Origin of the sequence: Lacrimispora xylanolytica (assembly GCF_026723765.1) — a bacterium.
Classification (GTDB): Bacteria; Bacillota; Clostridia; order Lachnospirales; family Lachnospiraceae; genus Lacrimispora; species Lacrimispora xylanolytica.
The window spans coordinates 2,640,488-2,664,102 of sequence record NZ_CP113524.1; the positions used below are offsets into that span (position 1 = coordinate 2,640,488).

Below are 23,615 nucleotides of genomic sequence, written 5' to 3' on the forward strand. Positions count from 1 at the left end.
TCAAATCGCATATCTGGCTTTTACGTCAATTATTCATTTCCGTATAAAGTAACCAGTTTCTGCAGATATTCGTATCTTGCCTTTGCATCTGCTTCATTCTGTTCGAATAATTCAGCTGCTCTCTCAGGATTCTTCATTGCTAAGGAAGAGTAACGAACCTCACCCTTTAAGAATTCCTGATATCCCTCTAATACAGGAGGCTTACTGTCTAAGGTGAATCTCTTCTCTGCAGATGGATTGTAACGGAAGTTGTTCCAGTATCCGCATTCTACAGCCAGCTTCTCTTCTGTCTGTGCCTTTGACATACCCTTCTTGATACCATGGCTGATACATGGAGCATAAGCAATGATCAGAGATGGTCCTGGATAAGCCTCAGCCTCTGTAATGGCCTTAACGGTCTGATTATAGTCAGCACCCATAGCGATCTGTGCAACGTATACATAACCGTAGCTCATTGCAATGCTTGCTAAGTCTTTCTTCTTGGTATCCTTACCGCCGGCAGCGAACTGAGCTACTGCACCAGTCTTTGTTGCCTTGGAGGACTGACCACCTGTATTGGAATAGATTTCTGTATCAAATACCAGGATGTTGATGTCTTTGCCGCTGGCAAGAACGTGGTCAACACCACCGAAACCGATATCATAAGCCCAGCCGTCACCACCGAAGATCCACTGTGATTTTTTGCCGAGGAAATCTTTACTCTTTAAAATATCTTTGCCTAACTCACAGTCACAGCCTTCTAATGCTGCAATCAATTTGTTAGAAGCAGAACCATTGGTTGCACCAACGGTATAGGTGTCAAGGTATTCCTGGCATGCTGCCTTTACAGACTCGGAAGCTTTGTCAGAGTTTAAGATCTCTTCAACCTTAGATCTTAATCCGCCTCTGATTGCATTCTGAGCTAAAAGCATACCGTAACCGAACTCTGCATTATCTTCGAATAAAGAGTTGGACCATGCCGGACCCTGTCCGTTAGCATTTACAGTATAAGGTGTAGATGGTGAGGAGTTACCCCAGATGGAAGAACATCCAGTTGCATTGGCAATGTACATTCTGTCACCGTATAACTGAGTCACTAATTTAGCGTAAGGAGTCTCGCCACAACCAGCACATGCTCCGGAGTACTCAAGAAGAGGCTTCTTGAACTGGCTTCCCTTAACGGTAGTTTCTTTGAATTTATCAATTACTTCCTGCTTGATTGGAAGTGTCTGACCGAAGTCAAATACCTTCTGTGTTACATCGCAGTGAGCTTCCATATTTACCATAGTAAGAGCCTTCTCGCCCTTCTTTCCTGGACATACGTTTGCACAGGAACCACAACCAGTACAGTCAAATGCTGATACAGTGATTGCGAACTGATATCCTGGCATACCTGTCATTGGAAGAGTTGTCATCTCTTCTGGTCTGCCAGAAGCTTCGTCTTCTGTCAGTGCAACCGGACGGATTACAGCGTGAGGACATACATAAGAACAGAAGTTACACTGGATACAGTTTTCTGGGTTCCAGCTAGGAATATTAACAGCAATACCACGCTTCTCAAATGCAGAGGAACCAGATGGTGTGGAACCATTGGCATAATCAACAAAAGCGGATACTGGTAATGTATCACCTTCCTGAGCGCTTACCTTTGTCTGAATGTTATTTACAAAGTCAACAACATCCTGTCTTCCTTCGCTAATTACCTTATAGTCAAGACCTTCATCTGCAGCGTTCTTCCAGCTTTCCGGTACCTCAACCTTAACAACACCCTTAGCACCTGCATCAATCGCTGCCCAGTTCTTCTGAACAATCTCTTCGCCCTTACGACCGTAAGTAGCTTTTGCAGCAGCCTTCATCAGTTCATTTGCTTTTTCAGCAGGAATAATTCCTGTCAGTTCAAAGAATGCAGACTGAAGAATGGTGTTAATACGTGTTGGTCCCATGCCAGTTTCAATACCGATCTTAACACCGTCGATGGTGTAGAACTTAATATTGTGATCTGCAATGAATTTCTTAACCTGTCCTGGTAAATGCTTCTCAAGACCTTCTGCATCCCATGGGCAGTTTAATAAGAATACACCGCCGTCAACCAGCTCCTGAACCATGTTGTACTTACGTACATAGGAAGGATTGTGGCATGCTACGAAGTTTGCCTTACGGATTAAATAAGTGGATTTAATCGGCTTATGTCCGAAACGTAAATGGGACATAGTAACACCGCCGGACTTCTTGGAATCATAGTCAAAGTAAGCCTGAGCATACATATCGGTGTTATCACCAATGATCTTAATGGAGTTCTTGTTAGCACCAACAGTACCGTCAGCACCAAGACCCCAGAATTTACAGTTAGTTGTTCCTTCTGGTGTTGTGATGATTGGTGTACCGCTTTCAAGAGAAAGGTGGGTTACATCATCCACAATACCGATTGTAAATGGAGTTTTTGTCTTGTTCTCATATACAGCTGCGATCTGAGCCGGAGTTGTATCCTTGGAACCTAAACCATAACGGCCAGTTAAGATCTTAATCTGATCAAACTTTGAGCCCTTAAGAGCAGCTACAACGTCTAAGTATAATGGCTCGCCTAAAGAACCTGGTTCTTTTGTTCTGTCTAAAACAGAAATTGTCTTAACAGAATCTGGAATTGCATCAATCAGTCCCTGTGCTACGAATGGTCTGTAAAGACGAACCTTTACAACACCAACCTTGTGTCCTGCTTTTACCAGATAATCAATGGTCTCTTCAATGGTTTCATTTACAGAACCCATGGAAATGATTACATGATCTGCATCTGCAGCTCCGTAGTAGTTGAATAATTTATAATCGGTACCGATCTTAGCATTAACCTTGTCCATGTACTTCTGTACAATGCCTGGAAGAGCATCGTAATATGGATTGCAGGCTTCTCTTGCCTGGAAGAAGATATCAGGGTTCTGGGCGGAACCTCTAAGGTTTGGATGGTTTGGATTTAAAGCATTGCGACGGAATTCATCAACAGAATCCATGTTTACCATCTCTTTTAAATCCTCGTAATCCCATGTTTCCACCTTCTGAATCTCATGTGAGGTACGGAAACCGTCGAAGAAGTTGATAAATGGTACTTTACCCTCAAGAGCAGCCATATGAGCTACTGGAGTCAAGTCCATAACTTCCTGTACACTGGATTCACATAACATAGCACAGCCTGTCTGGCGACATGCATATACGTCAGAGTGATCACCAAAGATAGATAATGCATGGGTTGCAATCGCACGTGCTGATACATTGATAACGGCTGGCAACTGCTCACCTGCAATTTTATATAAGTTCGGAATCATAAGTAACAGACCCTGGGAAGCGGTATAGGTAGTAGTCAGTGCACCTGCTGCTAAGGAACCGTGAACTGCACCTGCTGCACCTGCCTCAGACTGCATCTCTGTAATCTGCACTGTCTGACCGAAGATGTTTGTCCTTCCGTCTGTTGACCACTCATCTGTGGCCTCTGCCATAGGTGAAGATGGGGTAATCGGATAAATAGCCGCAACATCAGTAAATGCGTAAGACGCATGCGCTGCTGCGTGGTTACCATCCATGGTTTTCATTTTTCTTGCCATTTTAGATTTCCTCCTGCAAATGTGAATATAAATAAATGGTTCCCTTTTAGGGAAAGTGACCTGACATTATTATAACAATTATTTATCAAAAAGCAAATATTAAAACTGGAAATTTAAGTATTATTTTTGGAACAATCGGAAAACAGGACCGAACAGCATAAACTGTCCGGTCCTGTCTGCATTTGTCACCATTATTAATTAAGAGGATTTGGTGGAATAATGTTTTCCGTGGCCGAGGAGGCCTCTCCCCCATTATCAGCAGGTCCCTGGGCTTTTGTAGGCTGTGTCTCAGGAGTAGTGGGCTTTTCCGGCTGCGTTTCTGTATTCGCTGTGCTTCCAGGTCCTTCACTTCCATGAGCTGCCGTAGTCTCTCCGCCACTTTGAGAACCTGCACCACCTCCAGTTTCAGATGGATTGGTGGCCGGAACTACAACGCCTGACGTATTTCTTTTAATGGTCGCTGGTTTTCCACGATATGTGCTGTTGTGGAAAAATTCATCGCTTGTGACCGTTCCGTTTTTCTTTGTTACCAGATTGGTCACCCAGCGGCTTCCCTTGGTCTCCGCTTTCACAATCTTCTGCTCATTGGGCTGAAGTGTCTGATCCTCCTCATAAACAGGTGCGGGTGCATCGAGCTCCGCTGTCTTTTTGGAAGTCATGGAAAGGGTCACGCCTTCTTCTAATATAGGAATGCCAACGATGGATATCTTAAGCTTCTGCTTGGAGAAGCTGGTTCTGATTGCGATAGCGCTGGAAGAATTATTTACAAATTTCATATCAGGTCCGCCAAAGCTTACCATGGCATCTTCACCAGGAGTAACATAGGAAGGCTCATAGCTGTGGGCGTGACGCTCTGTTGTGGTAAGTCCTGAAAAAACAACTGCATTATATAAAGTAGAGGATACCTGGCATACACCACCGCCTGGTTCTTCCACCAATACGCCGTTTAGATATGCACCTGCCGGGCGATATCCCTTGGCAGAGGATCTTTCTCCTGTTGTTTTATTAAAAGAGAATTCTTCCCCTGGTTTTAGGATCATTCCATCCAGTGCCGCAGAGGCCAGTTCTATGTTTTTATTTCTGTCACTGTTTGATGTGGTTGTGGTTGTATAGGTTCCAATCACCTTATAAAGCTGCTTCGCCTGAGCTTCTGTGATCTTAGGCGCTACTTCCTTGCCAGTGGCAGGAATGTCAGCCTTGAAATTCTTTGTCTTAAGCTGTGTAAGTATGTCAGATGTCAGCTTATCCTGATCAATGACAACTCCATTCTGCTCTCCGGCATAGACAAATTCTCCGGTTTTCTTGTCGAATCCGGATATGGAACCGTTTTTCGCCGCTACATCCCATTTTTCAGCAATGGCCTTAACCTCTGCTTTTACCTCTTCATCCATTCCTTCAAGGCTTAAAGTATAGCTTTCTTTTGGTTCCTTCGTGTATATCTCTTCCAGCAGAGTTTCAACCTTGCTGTCTAAAAGATTCTTTAATTGATACTCTTCTTCTTTATAAGTAACCTTCATCTGCCACGGATACTTTTTTTCTATAGCCTCACGAGCCTCTTCCCTGGACATACCGGTGATTGAAATATCATCCACTTTTACGTCCTTTTTCAGTTCCGTTTCAGAAACCGTTGATGAGATTACCTCTGTATCCTTGGTCTTTTGTCCGACCACCTTAACAGCTGCCATAACCCCCATCACTGAGGCAACCGCAATAATAATCCCCAACAGCACTTTTGTAACGCCGTATTGGGGCCCTCTTCTTCTTTTCTTTCCACGTCTCGGCTGATAAGAACTGTTCTGCCGGTAGGACTGACCGGTTCTGCGGCTTGTCCCCTGCGTGTTTCTTCTGCCTTCGTTTTGGGAGGAACTGGTTCTTCCCCCGCCTCTTTGTCTGTTATCCACCTGACTCATTAATTTCACCTTTTTACATGATTATGTATCTTTACATTGAGTAGTATACCATACTTTGTGGGAAATGCTATTACGATTTTATGAATTTTCTTAATTAGTTTTCGTGTTTTTTCTACATTTTACAGAACGTAAAAAACATGTTACTATAGTGTTACCAAACTATTTCATTTTGGAGGTTTTTATGAATCTTGTCGATTTACACGTTCATTCCAATGCCTCGGATGGCACCCTAACTCCCACCGAGGTGGTGTCACTTGCCGTCAAAAAAAAGCTGAGTGCCATCGCTCTCACAGATCACGATACCATTAACGGTCTTTTGGAGGCAATGGAAGCTTCTCACGGACAGCCTGTTGAGATTATTCCAGGCATCGAGCTTTCCTGCGTCTATAAGGGACAGGAAATTCATATTCTGGGACTTTTTGTAGATTTTTCTGATCCAGATTTTACGTTAAAGATTCATGGGCTTAAAAATATCCGGGACAAAAGGAACCAGGAAATGATCCGCCGCTTTCAGGATTCTGATATGATGATCACGTTAGAAGAAGTGACCGCCGGGAATCCAGAGACAGTCATAACCCGTGCCCATTTTGCCCGGGTGCTCTATGAAAAAGGATACGTAACATCTATGGATCAGGCATTTAAAAAATATCTGACCTACGGCAGCCGCTTCTGCCCCAGAAAGGAAGACATCACTCCAGAGCATGCCATGAAGATTTTGACGGATAATCATGCCTTTCCGGTTCTGGCCCACCCTTACCAATACCATCTGGGAGATAAAAAAACAGAGGAACTGGTAAGCGATTTAAAAAACCTGGGGCTCCTTGGCCTGGAGGTCTACCACTCTTCCAATAATACCTACGAAAGCAGCAAATTAAAAAAGCTTTCAAAGCAATACGGTCTCTTTCCTACCGGCGGTTCTGATTTTCACGGCACCAACAAGCCAGACATTGACTTAGGCTGTGGACGTGGAGGACTTCGTATCTCTCACCTTTTGCTGGAAGACATCAAAAAGTACCGTCTGGAGAGCATGGGGCTTTAATCAGCCGATTTTTCCTTCTTCCATATAATGAGCCAGCTCCATAGCAAAATAGGTAATTAAAATATCTGCGCCTGCCCGGAAGATGCTGACAGCAGATTCACAGATTATCTTTTCTTCGTCAATAAAGCCTGCCTTGGAAGCTGCCTTAATCATGGCATATTCACCGCTGACACTGTAGGCAGCTACTGGTACTTCATGACGGTCTGATACTTCTCTTATAATATCCAGGTAAGAAAGGGCTGGCTTTACCATGATAATGTCAGCTCCTTCTGAAACATCAAGATCCGTTTCCCTTAAGGCTTCTTTCCGGTTATGGTAATCCATCTGGTAGCTCTTCCGGTCTCCAAAGGAGGGAGCCGATCCGGCAGCATCACGGAATGGTCCGTAAAAAGCCGAAGCGTATTTGGCTGAATAGGCCATGATTGGCACATTGGAAAATCCGGCTTCATCAAGAGCCTCTCTCATGGAACCAATCCTTCCATCCATCATATCCGATGGGGCAACCATATGGGCTCCTGCCGCCGCATGAGAGACTGCAATGCGGTTTAAGTACTCCAGAGTCTTATCGTTATCCACACTCTCTCCGCAGAGAATCCCGCAGTGGCCATGAGACGTATATTCGCACATGCAGACATCCGTAACGATGTATACGGAAGGATAATTATCTCTGATCGCGCGAATCGCTCTCTGGACAATTCCCTGATCATCAAACGCCTGGCTTCCGCATGCATCCTTCTTTGCCGGAATACCAAACAGCATCAGCTTTTCCACACCAGCTGAAACCAGCTGATCCATAATGAGGGGAAGTTTGTCCACACTATAGCGGAACTGTCCTTCCATAGAGGATATCTCCTCTGCAATTCCTTCACCATCTATCACGAACAGAGGATATATCAGAGACTGTTTGGAAACTCTGGTTTCCCTGACCATTCTTCTCAAAGTATCAGATGTCCGCAGCCTTCTTGGCCTGTATAATAAATCCATTTATCTTACCTCCCTTTTATTCCTGTCCTATTATACACCCTCTTTTAGAAGATTCAAGTAATTCTTGCAGTCATATGAAAAATTGCTTATAATGGTATTTGTATAATACGAATCAGAAATGAGGTACCATTATGGAAGAATTTTATCAGGCGATTGAAGATACGATCCGCATGACAGGTTATAACGGCCCGGTAAACGGGGAAGAGATTTACAATGAGATCAGCGATGAAATAGAGGACAAGGAACCTGGCGCTTATGTATTCATGTCCAAAAAAACAGATGATGTGTTTTATGAATACAAAATACAGATATTTGAAGACCAGTTCAACTTAAGCGCAGTTGATATTCATACACCCACCCAGGTTTATCACGCAGACTTTGATTAAGACCTTTCTAACAGCAACTTCATATTGTACTTTTTGGAAAACATTGGTATAATGAAAGCGTAATAACATTAAGATTTTACCCCTAGCCCAAGGAGGGATCTATATGAAAGTTCATAATATTAAAGATGTTGAAAAGTTTTTCAGTGTCATTGAGCAGTGCAAGGGAACAGTAGAATTGGTTTCCGCGGAAGGGGACCGAATCAATTTAAAATCCAAACTAAGCCAGTATCTTTCTATGGCTACTATTTTTTCCAACGGCTTCATTGATGAGCTTGAACTGGTTGCTCATGAACCTGAGGATGTGGAACGGTTAATTAAATACATGTATCAAGGAATCTAACAATAAGAATCCCTGGAGCTTTTGAGGCTAAGCCGCCGAAGCTCCAGGGATTCTTTTATGGTTTTATGAGTTTTTTCGTTTTAGCCTGATTTCCTTTGCTTAATCTGTGATTCACAGCTTCCCGCAAAAGAGTATACACAACAGAAGTTATAGGAATAAATATGAGCATTCCCACGATTCCCATGGTGCTGCCTCCAATGGTTACTGCGACCAGCACCCAAATAGATGGAAGTCCCACAGAATTTCCCACAACATGAGGATAAATTAAGTTTCCTTCGATCTGTTGAAGAACGAAAAATATAATGACAAAAACAAGTGCATTGATAGGCTGAACCATCAGCATAAGGAATGCTCCGATTACACAACCAATAAAGGCGCCAAACATAGGGATCAGTGCCGTAAATGCAATTAATACGCCAATTAAAAGGGCATATGGAAGCCGGAAAATGGATAATGTCAAAAAGAACATACTTCCAAGAATCACAGCCTCCAGGCACTGTCCCGCAAAAAAGTTGGCAAAGGTCGTATGAACCAAATCCAAAATTTCCAGGGTACGCACTGTCAATGCTTCCGGCAGATAGGCCTTCATCAGCTTTTTAAACTGGCGTGATAGATTTTCCTTCTGAAGAAGAATATAAATAGCAAAAACAAAACCAATGAAGAATGTGGTCACACCGCTGATAATTGAGATCGCAGCTGAAAAGGTAGAGGACAGAACCGTTCCTGCTCCATTGGACAAGAAACCAACAATTTGTTCTATAAAAGTTTTCCAGTCGATCTGTATATTGTTAATGTAATCAGCAATCTGCGGGAACTGTACAAACAGGCTTTCAGCCTCAGTCTTGATACCTGTCAAAAACGATGGCAGGCTATTTTGCAGAATCACAAGTGTATCAATCAGCTGCGGCATCACAACAAAGGTAACAAGAACTACGATTCCTACCACAAATACGATTGATATGATGAGACTTAATGGCCTTAAGAGCTTACTGTCTCTCTTAAGAGGAATTACCCCTTCAATCGTCCGCATGGGAAGGTTAATGATAAACGCCATTACGCCACCCAGTAAAAAAGGTGTGAAAAACCGAAAGATTCTGACAGCGAAACTGAAAACGCTCCGATAGTTAAATCCTATGACAACGGCTGCCACTGCAAAAACGATCAGCCAGCGAAGCTTCTTGATAGTACTATCATTTAATTCCATCCTTGTCTCCTTTTAATTCATTCTCAAATATTTCCCGGATGTCAGCAAGGGAGGCCTGAAAGGTCCCCTGGGCCATAAGTGCATTTCCTCCACCCCGTCCGTTGCATTTATGATTCATTGCTTTTGAAAGGGAGCGCATATCCCTGCAGCTGCTTCCTGCTGCATACTGATATGCATCATCGTCTCCAGAACACAAAAGAACTACACTTCCTTTTTTCTCTTCATACAGCATGGTACATAGCTGCCTGAGCTGAATCGGGGTCAAGCCCTTTTCATAAACAAAAAGCGGCTCATCAGATTCCGGGTACTCCAACACCTTCTTTTCAAAAAGCTCTTTAAAGAGGCGGCCGATGGTACCCTCCTTTTTCATGCTCTCTTCTTTCAGCTTGTCCACAGCTTCTATAATTTCATCAGGCTTAGTGGATAAAAGAACAGAGATACCGGATACGGATTTCATTTTATTACGGTAATCAAGAAGAGCCAGCTTTCCGCATCGCAGTGTCATTCTTACTCCGCCTTTGTAATTCATAAGACCTGTCACCTTAATGACCCCGATCTCTCCTGTGTACATAACATGAGTTCCACAGCAGGCACAAACATCTCCCTCTTTTATTTCTATGATACGAACCTGACCGCTTAATTCTTTTTTACTGCGGTAATCCAAAGAGGCCAGCTCATCCTTTGATGGACAGGTTTCCACCACTGGTATGTTTCTCCAGATTAAGTCATTGGCTTCCTCTTCTATGGCTTCTGCCTGTTCCCAGGTAAGGACTCCGTTAAAATCTACGGTTATCTCATCCTTCCCCATATGGAATCCTACATTATCATAGCCATAATGCTTATGTACAATGCCGGACAGGATATGCTCCCCGGTATGATTCTGCATATGGCAGAATCTCCGCTCCCAGTCTATGGTTCCTGTTACGTCACTTCCCGGTAATAACTGCATATCTGTAATATGAACGATACCTTCCGCTCTCTCCCGTACATCAAGCACCTTTGCCTCACCAAGTGTTCCTGTATCCGCTGGCTGTCCGCCGCCTTCCGGATAGAAGGCTGTCCGGTTCAGTACTATTTCATACGTTTTGTCCTTTCCTGGTTTACAGTCCAGGACTCTGGCTTCAAATATCTTTACATATGGGGTTTCATAAAACAATTTTTCCATCTTCTGCACCTCATTTTCCTGTTGTTACTAATTATACACAACAATGGGATAAGTTCAATCATATGAAATATAAATTTTTTCGAAAAATGTGGAAACAGTGGCAAGCTAATATTCATACACTTACATTGTAAACAAAATATTTGGAGGAACCAATATGAGTGATCTGGCAGCAACTAACTGTGGATGCGGATGCGACAACGGAGGATGTAATAGTGGATGTGGCTTTAATATTATTTGGCTTATCCTGATCCTTTGCTGCTGCGGCGGCAACAACAACGGTTGTGGTAATGGTTGCGGTGGTAACGATGGATGTGGTAGTTGGATTTGGATCATCCTTCTCCTTTGCTGCTGCGGCGGTAATGGTTTTGGTGGCGGCAATAACTTCTGCTGCTAAAAACGAACATAAAACATGGGCCCGATTCTTTATGGATCGGGCCCTGTTTTCATCCTTTAGCGGCTTTGGCTGTTTTCCTGGCCTGGCCTCATATACGGGCCCTGGTTGCCGCTTCCCTTTACGGGATTACGTGTCTGTTTTCTCTTCATACACTCATCATCAATTTCGTATACCGAATTACCATCTATAATTAATCGGCTTCTCATATCTACATCACTCTCCTGTAATACTAATATATGCAGCTGCATATATTGTCAACAAGAAAATCAAGGATCTTATGCTATGAACAACGAACAAAATATGCGCGCTAATGATCTGGACTCCCGCATCGAAAATAATCATCTTCAAATGATGAAGGCTGCCCTTCCTTTCATGAATGTTCCACAACAGCGTTTCATCTCTTACTTTGTTAAATTTAATGAGCTGCAGCGTACCATTAACTTATTTGAAGATGAGGAAGTCGCTACCATGGGAATCTGCTCTGCAGGAGACCGTCAATCACCGGACTCTCCCATTGAAATGTTAAATACGATAAAGCCCTTTGCAAGCCAGAGTGAGCAAGACCAAATTGACCTGATCTTAAACTTTTTCCAGGGATTTCGAATTGCAGGGGCTTACCAGGATTTTGTCCCCACTTCCAGCGTCCCGGTACAGGCACAGGCGCAGTCACAGACACCGAACCAATCCGATGGACAAAACAAGAACCAGAATCCCAGACGACAGAACAACAATCCATTAGGCAGAATGTCTTTCGATCAGCTAAAGAATTTTATTCCTCCAGAACAGCAATCCAGGTTTGAAACCATGCAGCTGATGATGTCCGCCATGCAGCAGATGAATTAACCGTTACCAGATAAACCGATATATCCACACAGAAAGGAAGAATGCAATCCATGAACGCAAACTGGAAACAGGACCCAAGGCTTAAAAAGATGAATCCCCAGAAAATTGCTTTACTAAATGAATTTGCCAACCGGGTAGAAAAAACTCCAAAAGACCAGCTTATGACAACCCTTCTGTCATTGAATGCAGAAGCCAGCCAGAGAGGCATTCAGTTTAATGATGAGGAGACAGATCTTCTTATCTCTATTATGAGTGCCAACATGACCCCCAATGAACGGAGCCGCATGGAAACTCTGCGCATGCTTTCAAAAAATTTAATGAACCGGAATAAAAAATAAAACAAAGGACATTATGCATGATTATAACCTCAGGCATGATGTCCTTAATTTCCTTTATTCTTCTACCTTCGTCTCTTTGATCCGTTTTTTTAGGAACAGAAGGAATGCCGCTCCGCATACACAAAGTACACCTGCACCAATGATAGAGGTCGCAAATCCCAGTTTATGTACGATTGCTTCCCAGTTGTTTCCTGCCGCCGCTCCCAGATTTACCAAAATCAGATTCCAGATGAGGGAACCTATGAAGGTAAATGCAATGAATACTGGCAGGTTCATTTTAGATGTACCGGCTGGCAGTGAGATCAGGCATCTTAAGACCGGAACGCATCTGCAAAACAACACGGAATACTTCCCCTTTTTCTGAAACCATTCAGAGGATTTATAAATATCATCTTTTTTAAATCCAAGAAACCTTCCTACTCTGGTATCTACCAGAGCAGCCAGCCTATCTTCTGAGATAAAGCGGCCGATGCCATAAAGCCCAAGGGAACCTACCACAGACAGGATCGTAGCGTCTAAAATGACACCAGGTACTGTCATGGCTGACTGAGTCGTCATAAGCCCTGCAAAGGTAAGCACAAGTTCCGAAGGAACAAAAGGGAAAATGTTTTCCAGTACTACAAAAACCATGATCGCAAGATATCCATAATGATTCATGGCCTGAACAATAAATTGATCCATTTGAATGCCTTTCTATGAATAAGGACATTATCAGCCATATTTCTATGACATAATGTCCTTATTGAATGTTATTTGATGAAATGCAAGTAAACATTTCAAACGATATTCCAAGTATATGCTACCGGGAATCAATAGTCAAGGCTTAATGGATCGATATGGCAATGATACCCTATCCCTTAATTCTCATTTAACAGGCCAAACAGCTCCTTCTCATCGCAATACATACCGCTTCTGGAAAAATCATCAACCAATTTATTTATCATATAAAGCTGAGCTTCTTTATCCCATTTGCTAAGTTCATTTCTTATCATGTCAAGTCCGCCTTGCTTTGCTCTGTAACGATCCTTTAGACACTCAAAATAGTATTCGTATTGATTGACAAAATATTTATTACTTACATCCTTCATCTTCTCCAAGTCCTGTAATGTTTTCATTCGTACCCTCCCACATGTTTACATATTAAATGAAATCAAACGTATGTTATCCGGATTTTAATGCAATCCTTGACAGCCAGTTCAATTATACTTCCTATCTTATTTTCATGCAATAATTTCCTAAAAAATGCCAAAAATTTTACAGTACCCCTTGAGACTCAAAGAAAAATAAGGCAAAAAACAAGGACATCTTAAGCCATATGCTTACAGCTTAAAATGTCCTTATCTCATAAATGACGTTCTATCTCTGATGATTATTTACAAACAATATTGATGATTCTGCCTGGAACGTAAATTTCTTTCACAATGGTTCCTGTCATCTTATCAGCGATTAATTCCTTGCCTGCTAAAATTGCATCTTCCTTTGATACGTCAGCCGGAAGCGTTACTAAGGCTCTTGTCTTACCATTTACCTGTACTGCGATTTCAACTTCATCATCTTTCATGGCTTCCTGGTCACATTCCGGCCACTGAGCATGGAAAACAGAATCGGTTCCGCCAAGCTGTCTCCATAATTCTTCTCCGATATGAGGTGCAAATGGAGCAAGAAGAACCACAAAGGTCTTAAGAGACTCTTTATCAATGCCACCCGTTTTCTTCGCAAGCTCGATAAATTTGTTGTTGTATTCCATAAATCCGGATATGACTGTATTTAAGTTAAACTGGTTAAATCTCTGGTCAATATCAAAGATCAGCTTATTGCGAAGGCGGATCATCTCTCTGGTTGGCTCTACATCCTTTGTACTGCTTTCAGAAACCAGATTCCAGAAACGATTTAAGAAACGGCTCACACCCTCGATACCTCTGTCATCCCATTCTGCATCAAGCTCTGGCGGACCAACGAAAAGCTCATACATACGAAGGGAGTCACAGCCATAATCACGAACCAGCTCATCAGGAGAAACCACATTTCCCTTTGACTTGCTCATCTTAATGCCGTTCTTACCGGTAATCATACCCTGGTTGAACAGCTTTACAAACGGCTCATCAAAATCTACCACTCCGATGTCATTTAAGAATTTAGTGTAGAAACGGGAATACAGAAGATGAAGCACAGCATGCTCCACTCCACCAATATACATATCTACTGGAAGGTATTTGTCTGCTCTTTCTCTGGATACCAGCTCCTTGTCGTTGTGGCTGTCTACGTAGCGAAGGAAATACCAGGAAGAACCAGCCCACTGAGGCATGGTATTGGTCTCTCTTTTTGCTGCGCCGCCGCACTGAGGACAAGTGGTATTTACCCACTCCTCAATATCTGCCAGAGGTGATTCACCAGTTCCGGTAGGCTGATAGCTTTCTACCTCTGGTAAGGTAAGGGGAAGCTGATCTTCCGGCACCGGCACATTGCCGCAGTGCGGGCAGTGAATGATGGGAATTGGCTCGCCCCAGTAACGCTGTCTGGAGAATACCCAGTCACGAAGCTTGAAGTTTACGGTTTTCTTGCCAAGGCCTCTTTTTTCGATCATGGCAGGAGCTTCTTTTTTAAGAACAGAAGATTCCATTCCATTCCATTCTCCGGAATTGATCATGATTCCGCTGGCATCGGTATAAGCTTCTGTCATGTTTTCGATTTCTTCACCGTCTTTTGCAATGACCTGAACAATAGGAATCTCAAATTTCTTTGCAAATTCAAAATCTCTGTCATCATGAGCCGGTACACACATAATAGCGCCGGTACCATAATCAGCAAGGACGTAATCAGAAAGCCAGATTGGCACCTTGGCACCGTTTAAAGGATTGATGGCATAGCTGCCTGTAAAGACGCCTGTCTTTTCTTTGTCCTGAAGACGGTCTACGTTGGATTTCATGGAAGAATCATAAATATATGCTTCTACCGCTTCCCTTTTCTCTGGAGTGGCAAGGGAAGCAGCAAGTGCATGCTCTGGTGCCAATACCATAAAGGTAGCACCAAATAAGGTATCAGGTCTTGTGGTATATACGGTAATGGCGTCCTCTTTTCCCTCTACCTTGAAATCGATTTCAGCACCATAGGATTTGCCGATCCAGTCAGACTGCATCTTTTTAACCTTATCAGGCCAGTCAAGCTTATCTAAGTCATTTAACAATCTGTCTGCATAAGCAGTGATCTTTAACATCCACTGTCTTAAGTTCTTCTTCGTTACAGCCGTTCCGCATCGTTCACAGCTGCCGTTTACTACTTCTTCGTTGGCAAGACCTGTCTTACAGGAAGGACACCAGTTGATCGGGAATTCCTTTTCATAAGCCAGTCCTTTTTTAAACATCTGAACAAAGATCCACTGGGTCCACTTATAGAATCCCGGATCCGTCGTATTCACTTCCATATCCCAGTCATACACTGCTGCAATTTCATTGATCTGGCGTTTGATATTGGAAACGTTTTCTGCTGTAGACTTTGCTGGATGGACTCCCATCTTAATCGCATAATTTTCCGCAGGAAGTCCAAAGGCATCCCAGCCCATGGGATGAATGACATAATGTCCTTTTAAAATCTGATAACGGCTCCATACATCAGAGATTACATATCCTCTCCAGTGACCTACGTGAAGGCCGCTGCCTGACGGATACGGAAACATATCCAGACAATAATATTTCGGTTTTTTTCCATCATTCACATTAATAGGGGCTTTTGCCCAGTTTTCCCGCCATTTCTTTTCAATGGCGCTATGGTTGTAAGATGCTGCCATAACATTTCCTCCTTTTAACAAGGGATAACCCTTTCATCTGATGCCTGGGGAACCAATAAAAAAAGCGCCTCAGGCCATCTAAAAATCAGCCATAGAGACGCAGGTTCATCCGCGTGGTACCACTCTATTTCATACAATACTCGTATGCTCTCAAACGGATATGAGCTTCATATCCTCCCGCTATAACGGTCGGGTGTCCGGCAATACCTACACAAAAAATGTTTTTCCTTCAGTATGCTACTCAAAGGCGAGTTCGGCTGTCCTCCCCAACCGGCTCTCACCTGCCGCCGGCTCTCTGCATGTTTCAGACCGCTTACTATTCCTAATCACTGTATTTATGCTAACTGTAAATGTAACATAATTGGAGAATTGTGTCAACCGAATTTTACCGTTACCCTGATATCTGCGAAAGAACAAAGGTTACAGTAGAAATCAGAAAAAAGAAAATCATTCCGAAATTTAAGAATAAGATTCGAACACTCCCCTTCCCCCAGGTCTCGTAAGGTCCTGACTGAAAGATAAGATTTTTACGGTTCTGGAAGAATACTACGATTCCGGCAGCTACTGCCATAAGCATGATAAGAGAATAAAAAGCAATCAGCCATGGAACCTCCTGAACCTTTAACCCAACGATGGAACCAATAAAATTGATTGCCATATGAAAAAGGATTGTATAACGGAGTCTTCCCGTCCGTATATAAATATATGCAAATACAATGCCAAGAAAAAATGCATAAAAGAACTGATAAAAATTGCCATGGCTCAGTCCAAAGATAAACGCTGATACGAGTATGGCTGCTTTGTCACCATATAACCGAATCCGGTCAATTAAAATCTTACGGAACAGAATTTCTTCAAATACAGGTGCCATCACTACCATAACGGCAAAAATAGCCCAGCCGCTTAAACCGTTTAAGATCTCCTCCACAGGATTTATCATGGGCCTTCCCTGCAGAACTGAAATAACCTTCATCAATGCCAGCCCAATGAGATTCCCAAGATATAAGGCGCTTATACAGATCAAAAAGCCTGCAAGCAGCATTTTCCGGCTGGCTCTTTCTGAATTCGCTCTTTGAGCCACAGGCATATCCCGGATGATCAGGTACGATATGGCACCTCCCACCACATAATTAGCCAAAGAACTAAAGAATACGTACCAGTTACCCAAGGGAATATTAATTCCAAATATTTGCAATACCCCTACGACGGTTCCAAAACCAAGCTGTAACAAAAGAGTTGTGGCTATGAATGCTCCGTACCCGATGCCGATTCTGGAAAATGCTTTTACTATCATTTTTTTGTTTTCCAATTTTGCTTCTACCTCCTGCTAATTAAAAATAGTTTATCACAGCCAAGGAAAAAGCGCAATTCTGCAGAGGAATCAAAATCTATAAAGTACAGCAGGAGGCGGCATAAATATGCCGCCTCCTAATTAAATAATTCTTAGGATTTTATTGATTTATACCGTTCCCTTATCAACCTTTGCTGCCCGCTCTTCCACCTCTTTCTTCTGGATATCACCAGGCGCAAGTTCGTAACGGCTGAATTCATATTCGAAGGTACCCATTCCGCCGGTCATGGACCGAAGGTCTGTATTATAACCAAACATCTCGGAAACCGGTATATCCGCTTCGATGATCTGTTTTCCGTGATGATCGGAATTCATGCCAAGCACACGGCCTCTTCTGCGGTTTAAATCTCCCATAACGTCTCCTGTAAATTTATCAGGAACTCTTACTTTCAGGGAAGCGATGGGTTCTAACAGAACAGGATTTGCATCCATAAAGCCTTTTTTAAAGGCCATGGTTGCCGCCATCTTAAAGGCCAGCTCTGAGGAGTCTACAGGATGATAGGAACCATCAAGAAGCGTTGCCTTGATGCCAACCACCGGATACGCTGCCAGCGGGCCTTTTTGCACGCATTCTGCCACGCCCTTTTCAACAGCCGGGAAATAGTTTCTCGGCACCGCTCCGCCAAAGACTGTCTCTTCAAAGATATATGGCTTTTCCAGATCACCGGAGGGTTCAAAGGACATCTTAACATCTCCATACTGTCCATGTCCTCCGGACTGCTTTTTATATTTCCCCTGAACTTCCACTTTTTTACGTATGGTCTCCCGGTACGCAAATTTAGGCTTGCTCAGTTCAATCTCTACTTTATAACGGTTTAACAGCTTGCTTACTGCTACTTCAAGCTGCTGGTCTCCGATGGCATATATAAGGGACTGACGGTTCTCTGTATCATTAACCACCTTTAAGGTCCAGTCTTCCTCTGTGAGCTTTGATAGGGCGTTGGATACCTTATCATCATCACCCTTTGTTTTCGTCTTGTAACGCATATAAGTATAAGGAGTTGAAATCTCTGGCTTATGGTATACAATAGGCGCAGAACGAAGTGCTATGGTATCTCCTGTCTGAGTCACATTAAGCTTAGAAACGGCTCCGATGTCTCCTGCTTTTAACTCAGAAACTTCAATGGCTTCCTTTCCTCTTAACACATACAGTTTTCCGATCTTCTCCTCAGAATCCTTGTTGACGTTAAATATAACGGAATCAGGTTTTAATGTGCCGGTACAGATTTTAAGAAGAGAGTATTTACCGATAAAAGGATCCACAATGGTCTTAAATACCCGTGCCGATAAGGATACGTTGTCATTGTACTTGGCCGTGAACCGTTCTCCTGTGGAAATATCCACGCCAATGCATTCGTAGTGATCCGGCGATGGGAAGTATTTGTCAATTGCCTGAAGCACCATCTTGGCTCCCTGGGCGTAAAGACCTGATCCTAACATGACCGGAACAATATTACCTTCTGTCACATGCTCTCTCAATGCAGATGAAATCTCATCCAGTGTGAATTCATCTCCTGTAAAATAACGCTCCATGTATTCTTCGCTTGTTTCAGCCACCGCTTCCATAAGAGCTTCACGGGCTATTCCCAAGTTCTTCTGACTGTATTCCGGAATCTCACATTCCACATAGTCACTGTTGGTCGTGAACCGTCTTCCGGCCATTTTTACCACATTGACAAAACCTATGAACTTTTCATTTTCACGAATGGGAAGATGGAACGGTGCTATCTTCCTTCCAAATTCCTTTTCCAGCTTTAGTAACAGTTCCCTGAAACTCGCCTGGTCGTCATCCATATTGGTTACAAAGAAAAGCCTTGGAAGCTTGTACTTCTCACACATCTCCCATGCCTTATATGTACCAACTTCGATTCCTGCTTTGCAGTTTACTACAATCACGGCTGCATCCGCCACACTGATGGCCTCTTCAACCTCTCCAACAAAATCAAAATACCCGGGAGTATCAAGTAAGTTGACCTTTATTGGCCCATCTTCTCCTTCATACTCCAAAGGAATCAGAGAAGTGGAGATAGAAAACTGTCTCTTTGTCTCTTCTTTGTCATAATCGCTGATGGTATTACCGTCGACGATTTTACCCATTCTGCCGATGGCTCCGGTCACGAACGCCATTGCTTCTGCCAGGGTGGTTTTACCGGCTCCCCCGTGCCCGAGTAAGGCGACGTTACGGATCTGTTTGGTTCCATACACGTTCATAAACATTCCTCCTGTTCCGTATTTAAGTCTATGATAATATTTTACTAAAAATGTCGTATAATTGCAAGCATGTCATGCAATTTGTACAATTATTTTTCGACATTTTTCTTTTTATACAAAAGAAAAGAGGGCTCAGCCCTCTTTCTCCGTCAATCCTATTCATAAAAGCTTTTATCCAGCTTTCCACTTGATTCAAAATAATAGTATGTCTGCCCTACATAAGCTGGGCCCGTGACCATATGGCCGTCCTTCTCAAAATAATACCAGTCATTGCCCACCTGCTGCCACCCGGTTACCATATAACCGTCCTGATCAAAATAATACCATATATTATCCACTGCACTAAAACAACCTTTTGCATAGGAACCGTCACTGTTTTTAAGTTTCCAGCCGTCCTGTTCCTGCTGCCACTCACACCACGAAACTACAGAGTCTGTCTGAGCCATTGCCTCAATCTGTACAGGGGACCCAGGAATCCATATCATGGCTCCAATAAAGAGCGCACAGCGTGTCCCGTAGGCGGCCAGTCTTTTCCATCGTGTTCTCATATCTTCCCTCCACCTGTTTTTTCTATTATACCAGACAAGCCTCTTATGTTTCAAGTATACTTTGTATTTTTCCCTTTGCTTTTGCAAACCATATATCATCAGGATTGATATAGAGAAGATACTGGATCTTTCCAAGAAGGGAACGAAGATACCGGCGCTCTCTTTCCTCATCCGGTTCCTCTCTTCCTGTCACTGCAATATGGGATTTGGCTCCATATTTTAAGCAGTAAAATACTTCCTGGCGCAGTTTTCTCCGGTATTCCGGAGAGACCTTAGGTTTTCGATTGACTACAATACCAGTAACCGTCTGTCTCCTTCCCCAGGAAATAATTCTTGTCTTTCCCTGATTTAAGGAAAAGCCCATATCGTTTAAAAAACCAGATACCTTCCGTATCACCGGACCTGGCTGAAAATCTCCTGAGAATGTCATATCATCACAGTATCTGGTATAAGAAATATTCCTTTTTTTGCACCACACCTTCATATAATCATCAAACGGTCTCATAACAAGATTGGATATTGCAGGGGAAGAAGGTGCCCCCTGTGGCAGATAATCCCGATAACAGCACAGAGCCGTAAGCATAGTTCCCACGGATGGTGGAAAATACCGGCCTGAAAATGCACTGTTTAAGACCATGGGGAAGGTAATGCTTCCAAAAAAGTCTTCAATATCCATTTTTAGCACCAATTTCTTTCCTGTATGGACTGATGCATTGGTAAGAACTGAAGTGCCCTTTCGGTAGGCAGCCGCACAGGAAGACACTTCAAATTCGGATAGCACATGTTTTGTTATGTTTCTCTGAATCATTTTTAATAGATCATCTGGTACAAGAAGCTTGCGCTTTGTTCCATCGCTTTTTGGTATCAGTACGGTATGATAATGACGCTCCGTATGATTGCTTATGGCATAGAGGCAGCCAATCGCCTTTTCATCCGGCCAATCCTCGCTAAGAAGTTTAAAAGACAATAGCATGTCCCGGCAATGCTCCGGCGTACTATATTTCCAAAGTTCTGTCCCATACATAGACCAATTCCTCCGCTTCGTCAGTCAACCAGAAGTATATCAGCAGAAGCAATACTAAAATGATACCGTAAGATGCGAAGACGTACGCACGCATGTGTCCCGCACATGCGCATGCACATGCAATGTGCGGTGGTACTTCGCAGCAGCTTGCGGTCTATTATGATCCTATGATGATCCGGACAGCGACTCGCTGCCCGGCCGAATGCTTAATCCGGAAAAACTATTGCTTCTGCTGTTATGTGAAATATTTTATCACAGGATAAAATTTTAATCCATCCTTTTCATGGTAAATGCCCATAAAACGCCAATATACGTTAAAGTGTTAAACTTTAAAGTATAAAAGCGTTGACAACAAGAACCCTATCGGATACAATGGGGATTAAATATTTGAAAAAAGGGAGAACATAGTTTATGATAATCATTATGAAGCCTAATGCTTCCGAGGAAGCTGTACTTAAAATCAAGCAAATCATTGAGGAAAATGGCCTTCAGGCACATTTGTCCAAAGGGACTCAGGTTACCATCGTAGGTGTTGTTGGTGACAAATCAAAGCTGCAAAGTGCAAATATTGAACTGATAGAAGGTGTTGATAAAATCGTATCAGTGACAGAAACTTACAAACTAGTAAACAAAAAGTTCCATCCCGACGATTCCGTGATTTCTGTTGGTACAGCAAAAATCGGACCGGGACATTTTACCATGATGGCAGGACCATGTGCCATTGAAAACCATGACATGCTCATGGAGACTGCTTTCGCTGTAAAAAAAGCTGGCGCCCAGTTTTTAAGAGGCGGTGCATACAAGCCAAGAACCTCACCTTACGCATTCCAGGGCCTGGAAGAAGAAGGCTTAAAGTTCATGAAGGAAGCAAGGGAAGCGACGGGACTTAATATTATTTGCGAAGCTACCAGTTTACGTGCACTGGAAACTGCAGTAAAATATGTTGATATGGTACAAATTGGAGCCCGGAACATGCAGAACTTTGAGCTTTTAAAAGAAGCAGGCAAGGCCGGTGTTCCTGTTCTTTTAAAAAGAGGATTATGTGCCACCATCGATGAATGGCTGAATGCAGCGGAGTACATTGCTTCTGAGGGAAATCCTAATATCGTTCTCTGCGAACGAGGCATCCGTACTTATGAGACTGCTACCAGAAACACGCTGGACATCAGTGCAGTACCAGTCATAAGGTCCAAGAGCCATTTACCAGTTATTATCGATCCAAGCCATGCCACAGGCGTACGTGCTTACATTGAGCCTATTTCAAAGGCATCACTGGCAGTTGGTGCTGACGGACTTATCGTAGAGGTTCATCCTTGCCCAGCCTGCGCATTGTCAGACGGTCCTCAGTCTCTGACCTTTGAACAGTTCGATCATCTTATGGATGAGCTTAAGCCTTATGCAGAACTTTCCGGGAGGAATATGAAATGAGTGAAGCTTCCATTGCCTTTATCGGGCTTGGTCTGATTGGTGGCTCCATTGCCAGGGGGATCAAGCGTATGAATCCTGATACTAAAATCATGGCATATATGCGATCCAAATCCAGGCTTTTAAAGGCCAGAGAAGAAGGAATCGTAGATGTCATCTTAGATGGAATCGGGGAAGAACTGAATGAATGTGATTTGATTTTTCTTTGTGCTCCTGTGGAATTCAATGCAGATTACTTAGATAAGATTAAGCCCTTTCTTAAGCCAGGGGCCATTATAACCGATGTTGGCAGCACCAAGACGGATATTCACGAAGCGGTTATTCGTCTTGGCCTGGAGCACTGCTTCATCGGAGGGCACCCAATGGCAGGCTCTGAAAAGACAGGATTTGAAAATTCCTCCGTCCATCTTCTTGAAAATGCTTATTATATCATTACTCCTACTGCCCTCTCCACAGAAGATCAGATCAATCGAATGGTGGATATCGGGAATGCCATCGGTTCCATTCCACTGGTACTGGATTATAAGGAGCACGACTTTGTGGTGGCGGCCATCAGCCATCTGCCTCATATTGTAGCTTCCAGTCTGGTCAATCTGGTGAAGGATTCCGATAACAGCCAGGAGCTGATGAAGCGCCTTTCTGCCGGCGGTTTCAAGGATATTACCCGAATCGCATCTTCTTCCCCAGAGATGTGGGAGCAGATCTGCATGACCAACAGTGGGAACCTTTCCCTCATCCTGAAACGCTACATTGATTCTCTAAATGATATCGTAAAGGTGCTGGAGGATAAGGATAATCAGTATATCCATCGGCTGTTTGAGACTTCCAGAGATTACAGGGATTCCTTTTCAGAAAAAGCCAGAGGTCTTATTGAACCTGATTATACCTTTACAGTCAACATGGCGGATGAGGTGGGAGCTATTTCCACACTTGCCGTTATTTTAGCAGCTAAGGGCATCAGCATAAGGAACATCGGCATTAACCATAACAGAGAGCACGGAGAAGGCACTCTAAGAATTGCATTTTACGATAAAGAAGCCATGGACAACGCTTGGAAGCAGTTGGAACGATATCATTATGACTTAATACCGAACTAAGAG

21 protein-coding genes and 1 other annotated feature are annotated in these 23,615 nt (G+C 43.2%); of the genes, 8 read left to right on the plus strand and 13 right to left on the minus strand.

The genetic code is table 11. From position 1 onward, the window contains the following. Positions 1-29 precede the first annotated feature (29 nt). Complete coding sequence (gene nifJ / locus OW255_RS12380) at positions 30-3,569, minus strand: pyruvate:ferredoxin (flavodoxin) oxidoreductase (RefSeq protein ID WP_024835628.1); 3,540 nt, start codon at positions 3,567-3,569, stop codon at positions 30-32. Between the two features lie 194 nt (positions 3,570-3,763). After that, positions 3,764-5,479, minus strand: coding sequence for a VanW family protein (locus tag OW255_RS12385; protein WP_268114267.1), 1,716 nt, complete (start codon positions 5,477-5,479; stop codon positions 3,764-3,766). 181 nt (positions 5,480-5,660) lie between these two features. Between OW255_RS12385 and OW255_RS12390 the strand changes: the two genes are divergently transcribed. Continuing rightward, positions 5,661-6,518 carry a PHP domain-containing protein gene (locus OW255_RS12390; RefSeq protein ID WP_268114268.1) on the plus strand — a complete coding sequence of 286 codons (858 nt, stop codon included), beginning with the start codon at positions 5,661-5,663 and terminating at the stop codon, positions 6,516-6,518. Here the strand turns inward: OW255_RS12390 and hemB are convergent, their stop codons facing one another. Beyond that, positions 6,519-7,502, minus strand: a complete 984-nt coding sequence (gene hemB, locus OW255_RS12395) for a porphobilinogen synthase (RefSeq protein ID WP_268114269.1) — start codon at positions 7,500-7,502, stop codon at positions 6,519-6,521. It abuts the gene before it with no gap. 131 nt (positions 7,503-7,633) lie between these two features. Here hemB and OW255_RS12400 point away from each other — a divergent pair, with 131 nt between their 5' ends. Next, complete coding sequence (locus OW255_RS12400) at positions 7,634-7,888, plus strand: hypothetical protein (RefSeq protein WP_024835624.1); 255 nt, start codon at positions 7,634-7,636, stop codon at positions 7,886-7,888. Between the two features lie 103 nt (positions 7,889-7,991). Further along, entirely contained in the window at positions 7,992-8,228 is a 237-nt protein-coding gene (locus OW255_RS12405) for a hypothetical protein (RefSeq protein WP_024835623.1), read from the plus strand. Between the two features lie 55 nt (positions 8,229-8,283). Here OW255_RS12405 and OW255_RS12410 read toward each other — a convergent pair whose 3' ends face one another. Then, a complete protein-coding gene (locus tag OW255_RS12410; protein ID WP_268114270.1) occupies positions 8,284-9,432 on the minus strand; it encodes an AI-2E family transporter in 1,149 nt (382 codons plus the stop codon). Further along, positions 9,419-10,597: an alanyl-tRNA editing protein gene (locus OW255_RS12415; protein ID WP_268114271.1), complete on the minus strand. Its 1,179-nt coding sequence runs from the start codon at positions 10,595-10,597 to the stop codon at positions 9,419-9,421. The genes OW255_RS12410 and OW255_RS12415 overlap by 14 nt, the downstream gene beginning before the upstream one ends. 154 nt (positions 10,598-10,751) lie before the next feature. Between OW255_RS12415 and OW255_RS12420 the strand changes: the two genes are divergently transcribed. Then, the gene (locus OW255_RS12420) at positions 10,752-10,991 is read left to right on the plus strand and encodes a hypothetical protein (RefSeq protein WP_024835620.1); all 240 of its coding nucleotides are present in this window, start codon (positions 10,752-10,754) and stop codon (positions 10,989-10,991) included. A 56-nt stretch (positions 10,992-11,047) separates the two neighbouring features. Here OW255_RS12420 and OW255_RS12425 read toward each other — a convergent pair whose 3' ends face one another. Continuing rightward, complete coding sequence (locus OW255_RS12425; protein WP_166429789.1) at positions 11,048-11,197, minus strand: hypothetical protein; 150 nt, start codon at positions 11,195-11,197, stop codon at positions 11,048-11,050. Positions 11,198-11,273: 76 nt separating this feature from the next. On the opposite strand from OW255_RS12425, the gene OW255_RS12430 reads away from it, so the two are divergent. Both OW255_RS12430 and OW255_RS12435 read left to right on the plus strand, forming a co-directional pair. Further along, complete coding sequence (locus OW255_RS12430; RefSeq protein ID WP_024835619.1) at positions 11,274-11,834, plus strand: hypothetical protein; 561 nt, start codon at positions 11,274-11,276, stop codon at positions 11,832-11,834. A gap of 50 nt (positions 11,835-11,884) precedes the next feature. Next, entirely contained in the window at positions 11,885-12,172 is a 288-nt protein-coding gene (locus tag OW255_RS12435) for a hypothetical protein (protein ID WP_024835618.1), read from the plus strand. A 54-nt stretch (positions 12,173-12,226) separates the two neighbouring features. Here OW255_RS12435 and OW255_RS12440 read toward each other — a convergent pair whose 3' ends face one another. The 7 genes from OW255_RS12440 to OW255_RS12470 all read right to left on the minus strand — a co-directional run bounded on the left by OW255_RS12440 (position 12,227) and on the right by OW255_RS12470 (position 21,090). Then, the gene (locus tag OW255_RS12440) at positions 12,227-12,853 is read right to left on the minus strand and encodes a DedA family protein (RefSeq protein WP_024835617.1); all 627 of its coding nucleotides are present in this window, start codon (positions 12,851-12,853) and stop codon (positions 12,227-12,229) included. 176 nt (positions 12,854-13,029) lie between these two features. After that, complete coding sequence (locus OW255_RS12445) at positions 13,030-13,287, minus strand: hypothetical protein (protein ID WP_024835616.1); 258 nt, start codon at positions 13,285-13,287, stop codon at positions 13,030-13,032. Positions 13,288-13,541: 254 nt separating this feature from the next. Beyond that, on the minus strand, positions 13,542-15,956 hold the full coding sequence (gene leuS, locus OW255_RS12450) for a leucine--tRNA ligase (protein WP_268114272.1): 2,415 nt from the start codon (positions 15,954-15,956) through the stop codon (positions 13,542-13,544). 90 nt (positions 15,957-16,046) lie between these two features. After that, positions 16,047-16,295 (minus strand) — a binding site (T-box leader). Positions 16,296-16,347: 52 nt separating this feature from the next. Continuing rightward, positions 16,348-17,265: a CPBP family intramembrane glutamic endopeptidase gene (locus tag OW255_RS12455; protein WP_268114273.1), complete on the minus strand. Its 918-nt coding sequence runs from the start codon at positions 17,263-17,265 to the stop codon at positions 16,348-16,350. Between the two features lie 150 nt (positions 17,266-17,415). Then, positions 17,416-19,518, minus strand: coding sequence for an elongation factor G (locus OW255_RS12460; RefSeq protein WP_024835613.1), 2,103 nt, complete (start codon positions 19,516-19,518; stop codon positions 17,416-17,418). Positions 19,519-19,673: 155 nt separating this feature from the next. Continuing rightward, a complete protein-coding gene (locus OW255_RS12465; RefSeq protein ID WP_268114274.1) occupies positions 19,674-20,066 on the minus strand; it encodes a hypothetical protein in 393 nt (130 codons plus the stop codon). Positions 20,067-20,109: 43 nt separating this feature from the next. Continuing rightward, the gene (locus OW255_RS12470; protein WP_268114275.1) at positions 20,110-21,090 is read right to left on the minus strand and encodes a reverse transcriptase family protein; all 981 of its coding nucleotides are present in this window, start codon (positions 21,088-21,090) and stop codon (positions 20,110-20,112) included. A 411-nt stretch (positions 21,091-21,501) separates the two neighbouring features. Here OW255_RS12470 and aroF point away from each other — a divergent pair, with 411 nt between their 5' ends. Further along, complete coding sequence (gene aroF, locus OW255_RS12475; RefSeq protein ID WP_024835610.1) at positions 21,502-22,518, plus strand: 3-deoxy-7-phosphoheptulonate synthase; 1,017 nt, start codon at positions 21,502-21,504, stop codon at positions 22,516-22,518. After that, positions 22,515-23,612, plus strand: a complete 1,098-nt coding sequence (locus tag OW255_RS12480) for a prephenate dehydrogenase (RefSeq protein ID WP_268114276.1) — start codon at positions 22,515-22,517, stop codon at positions 23,610-23,612. Before aroF ends, OW255_RS12480 begins: the two co-directional genes overlap by 4 nt. Positions 23,613-23,615: the final 3 nt, after the last annotated feature.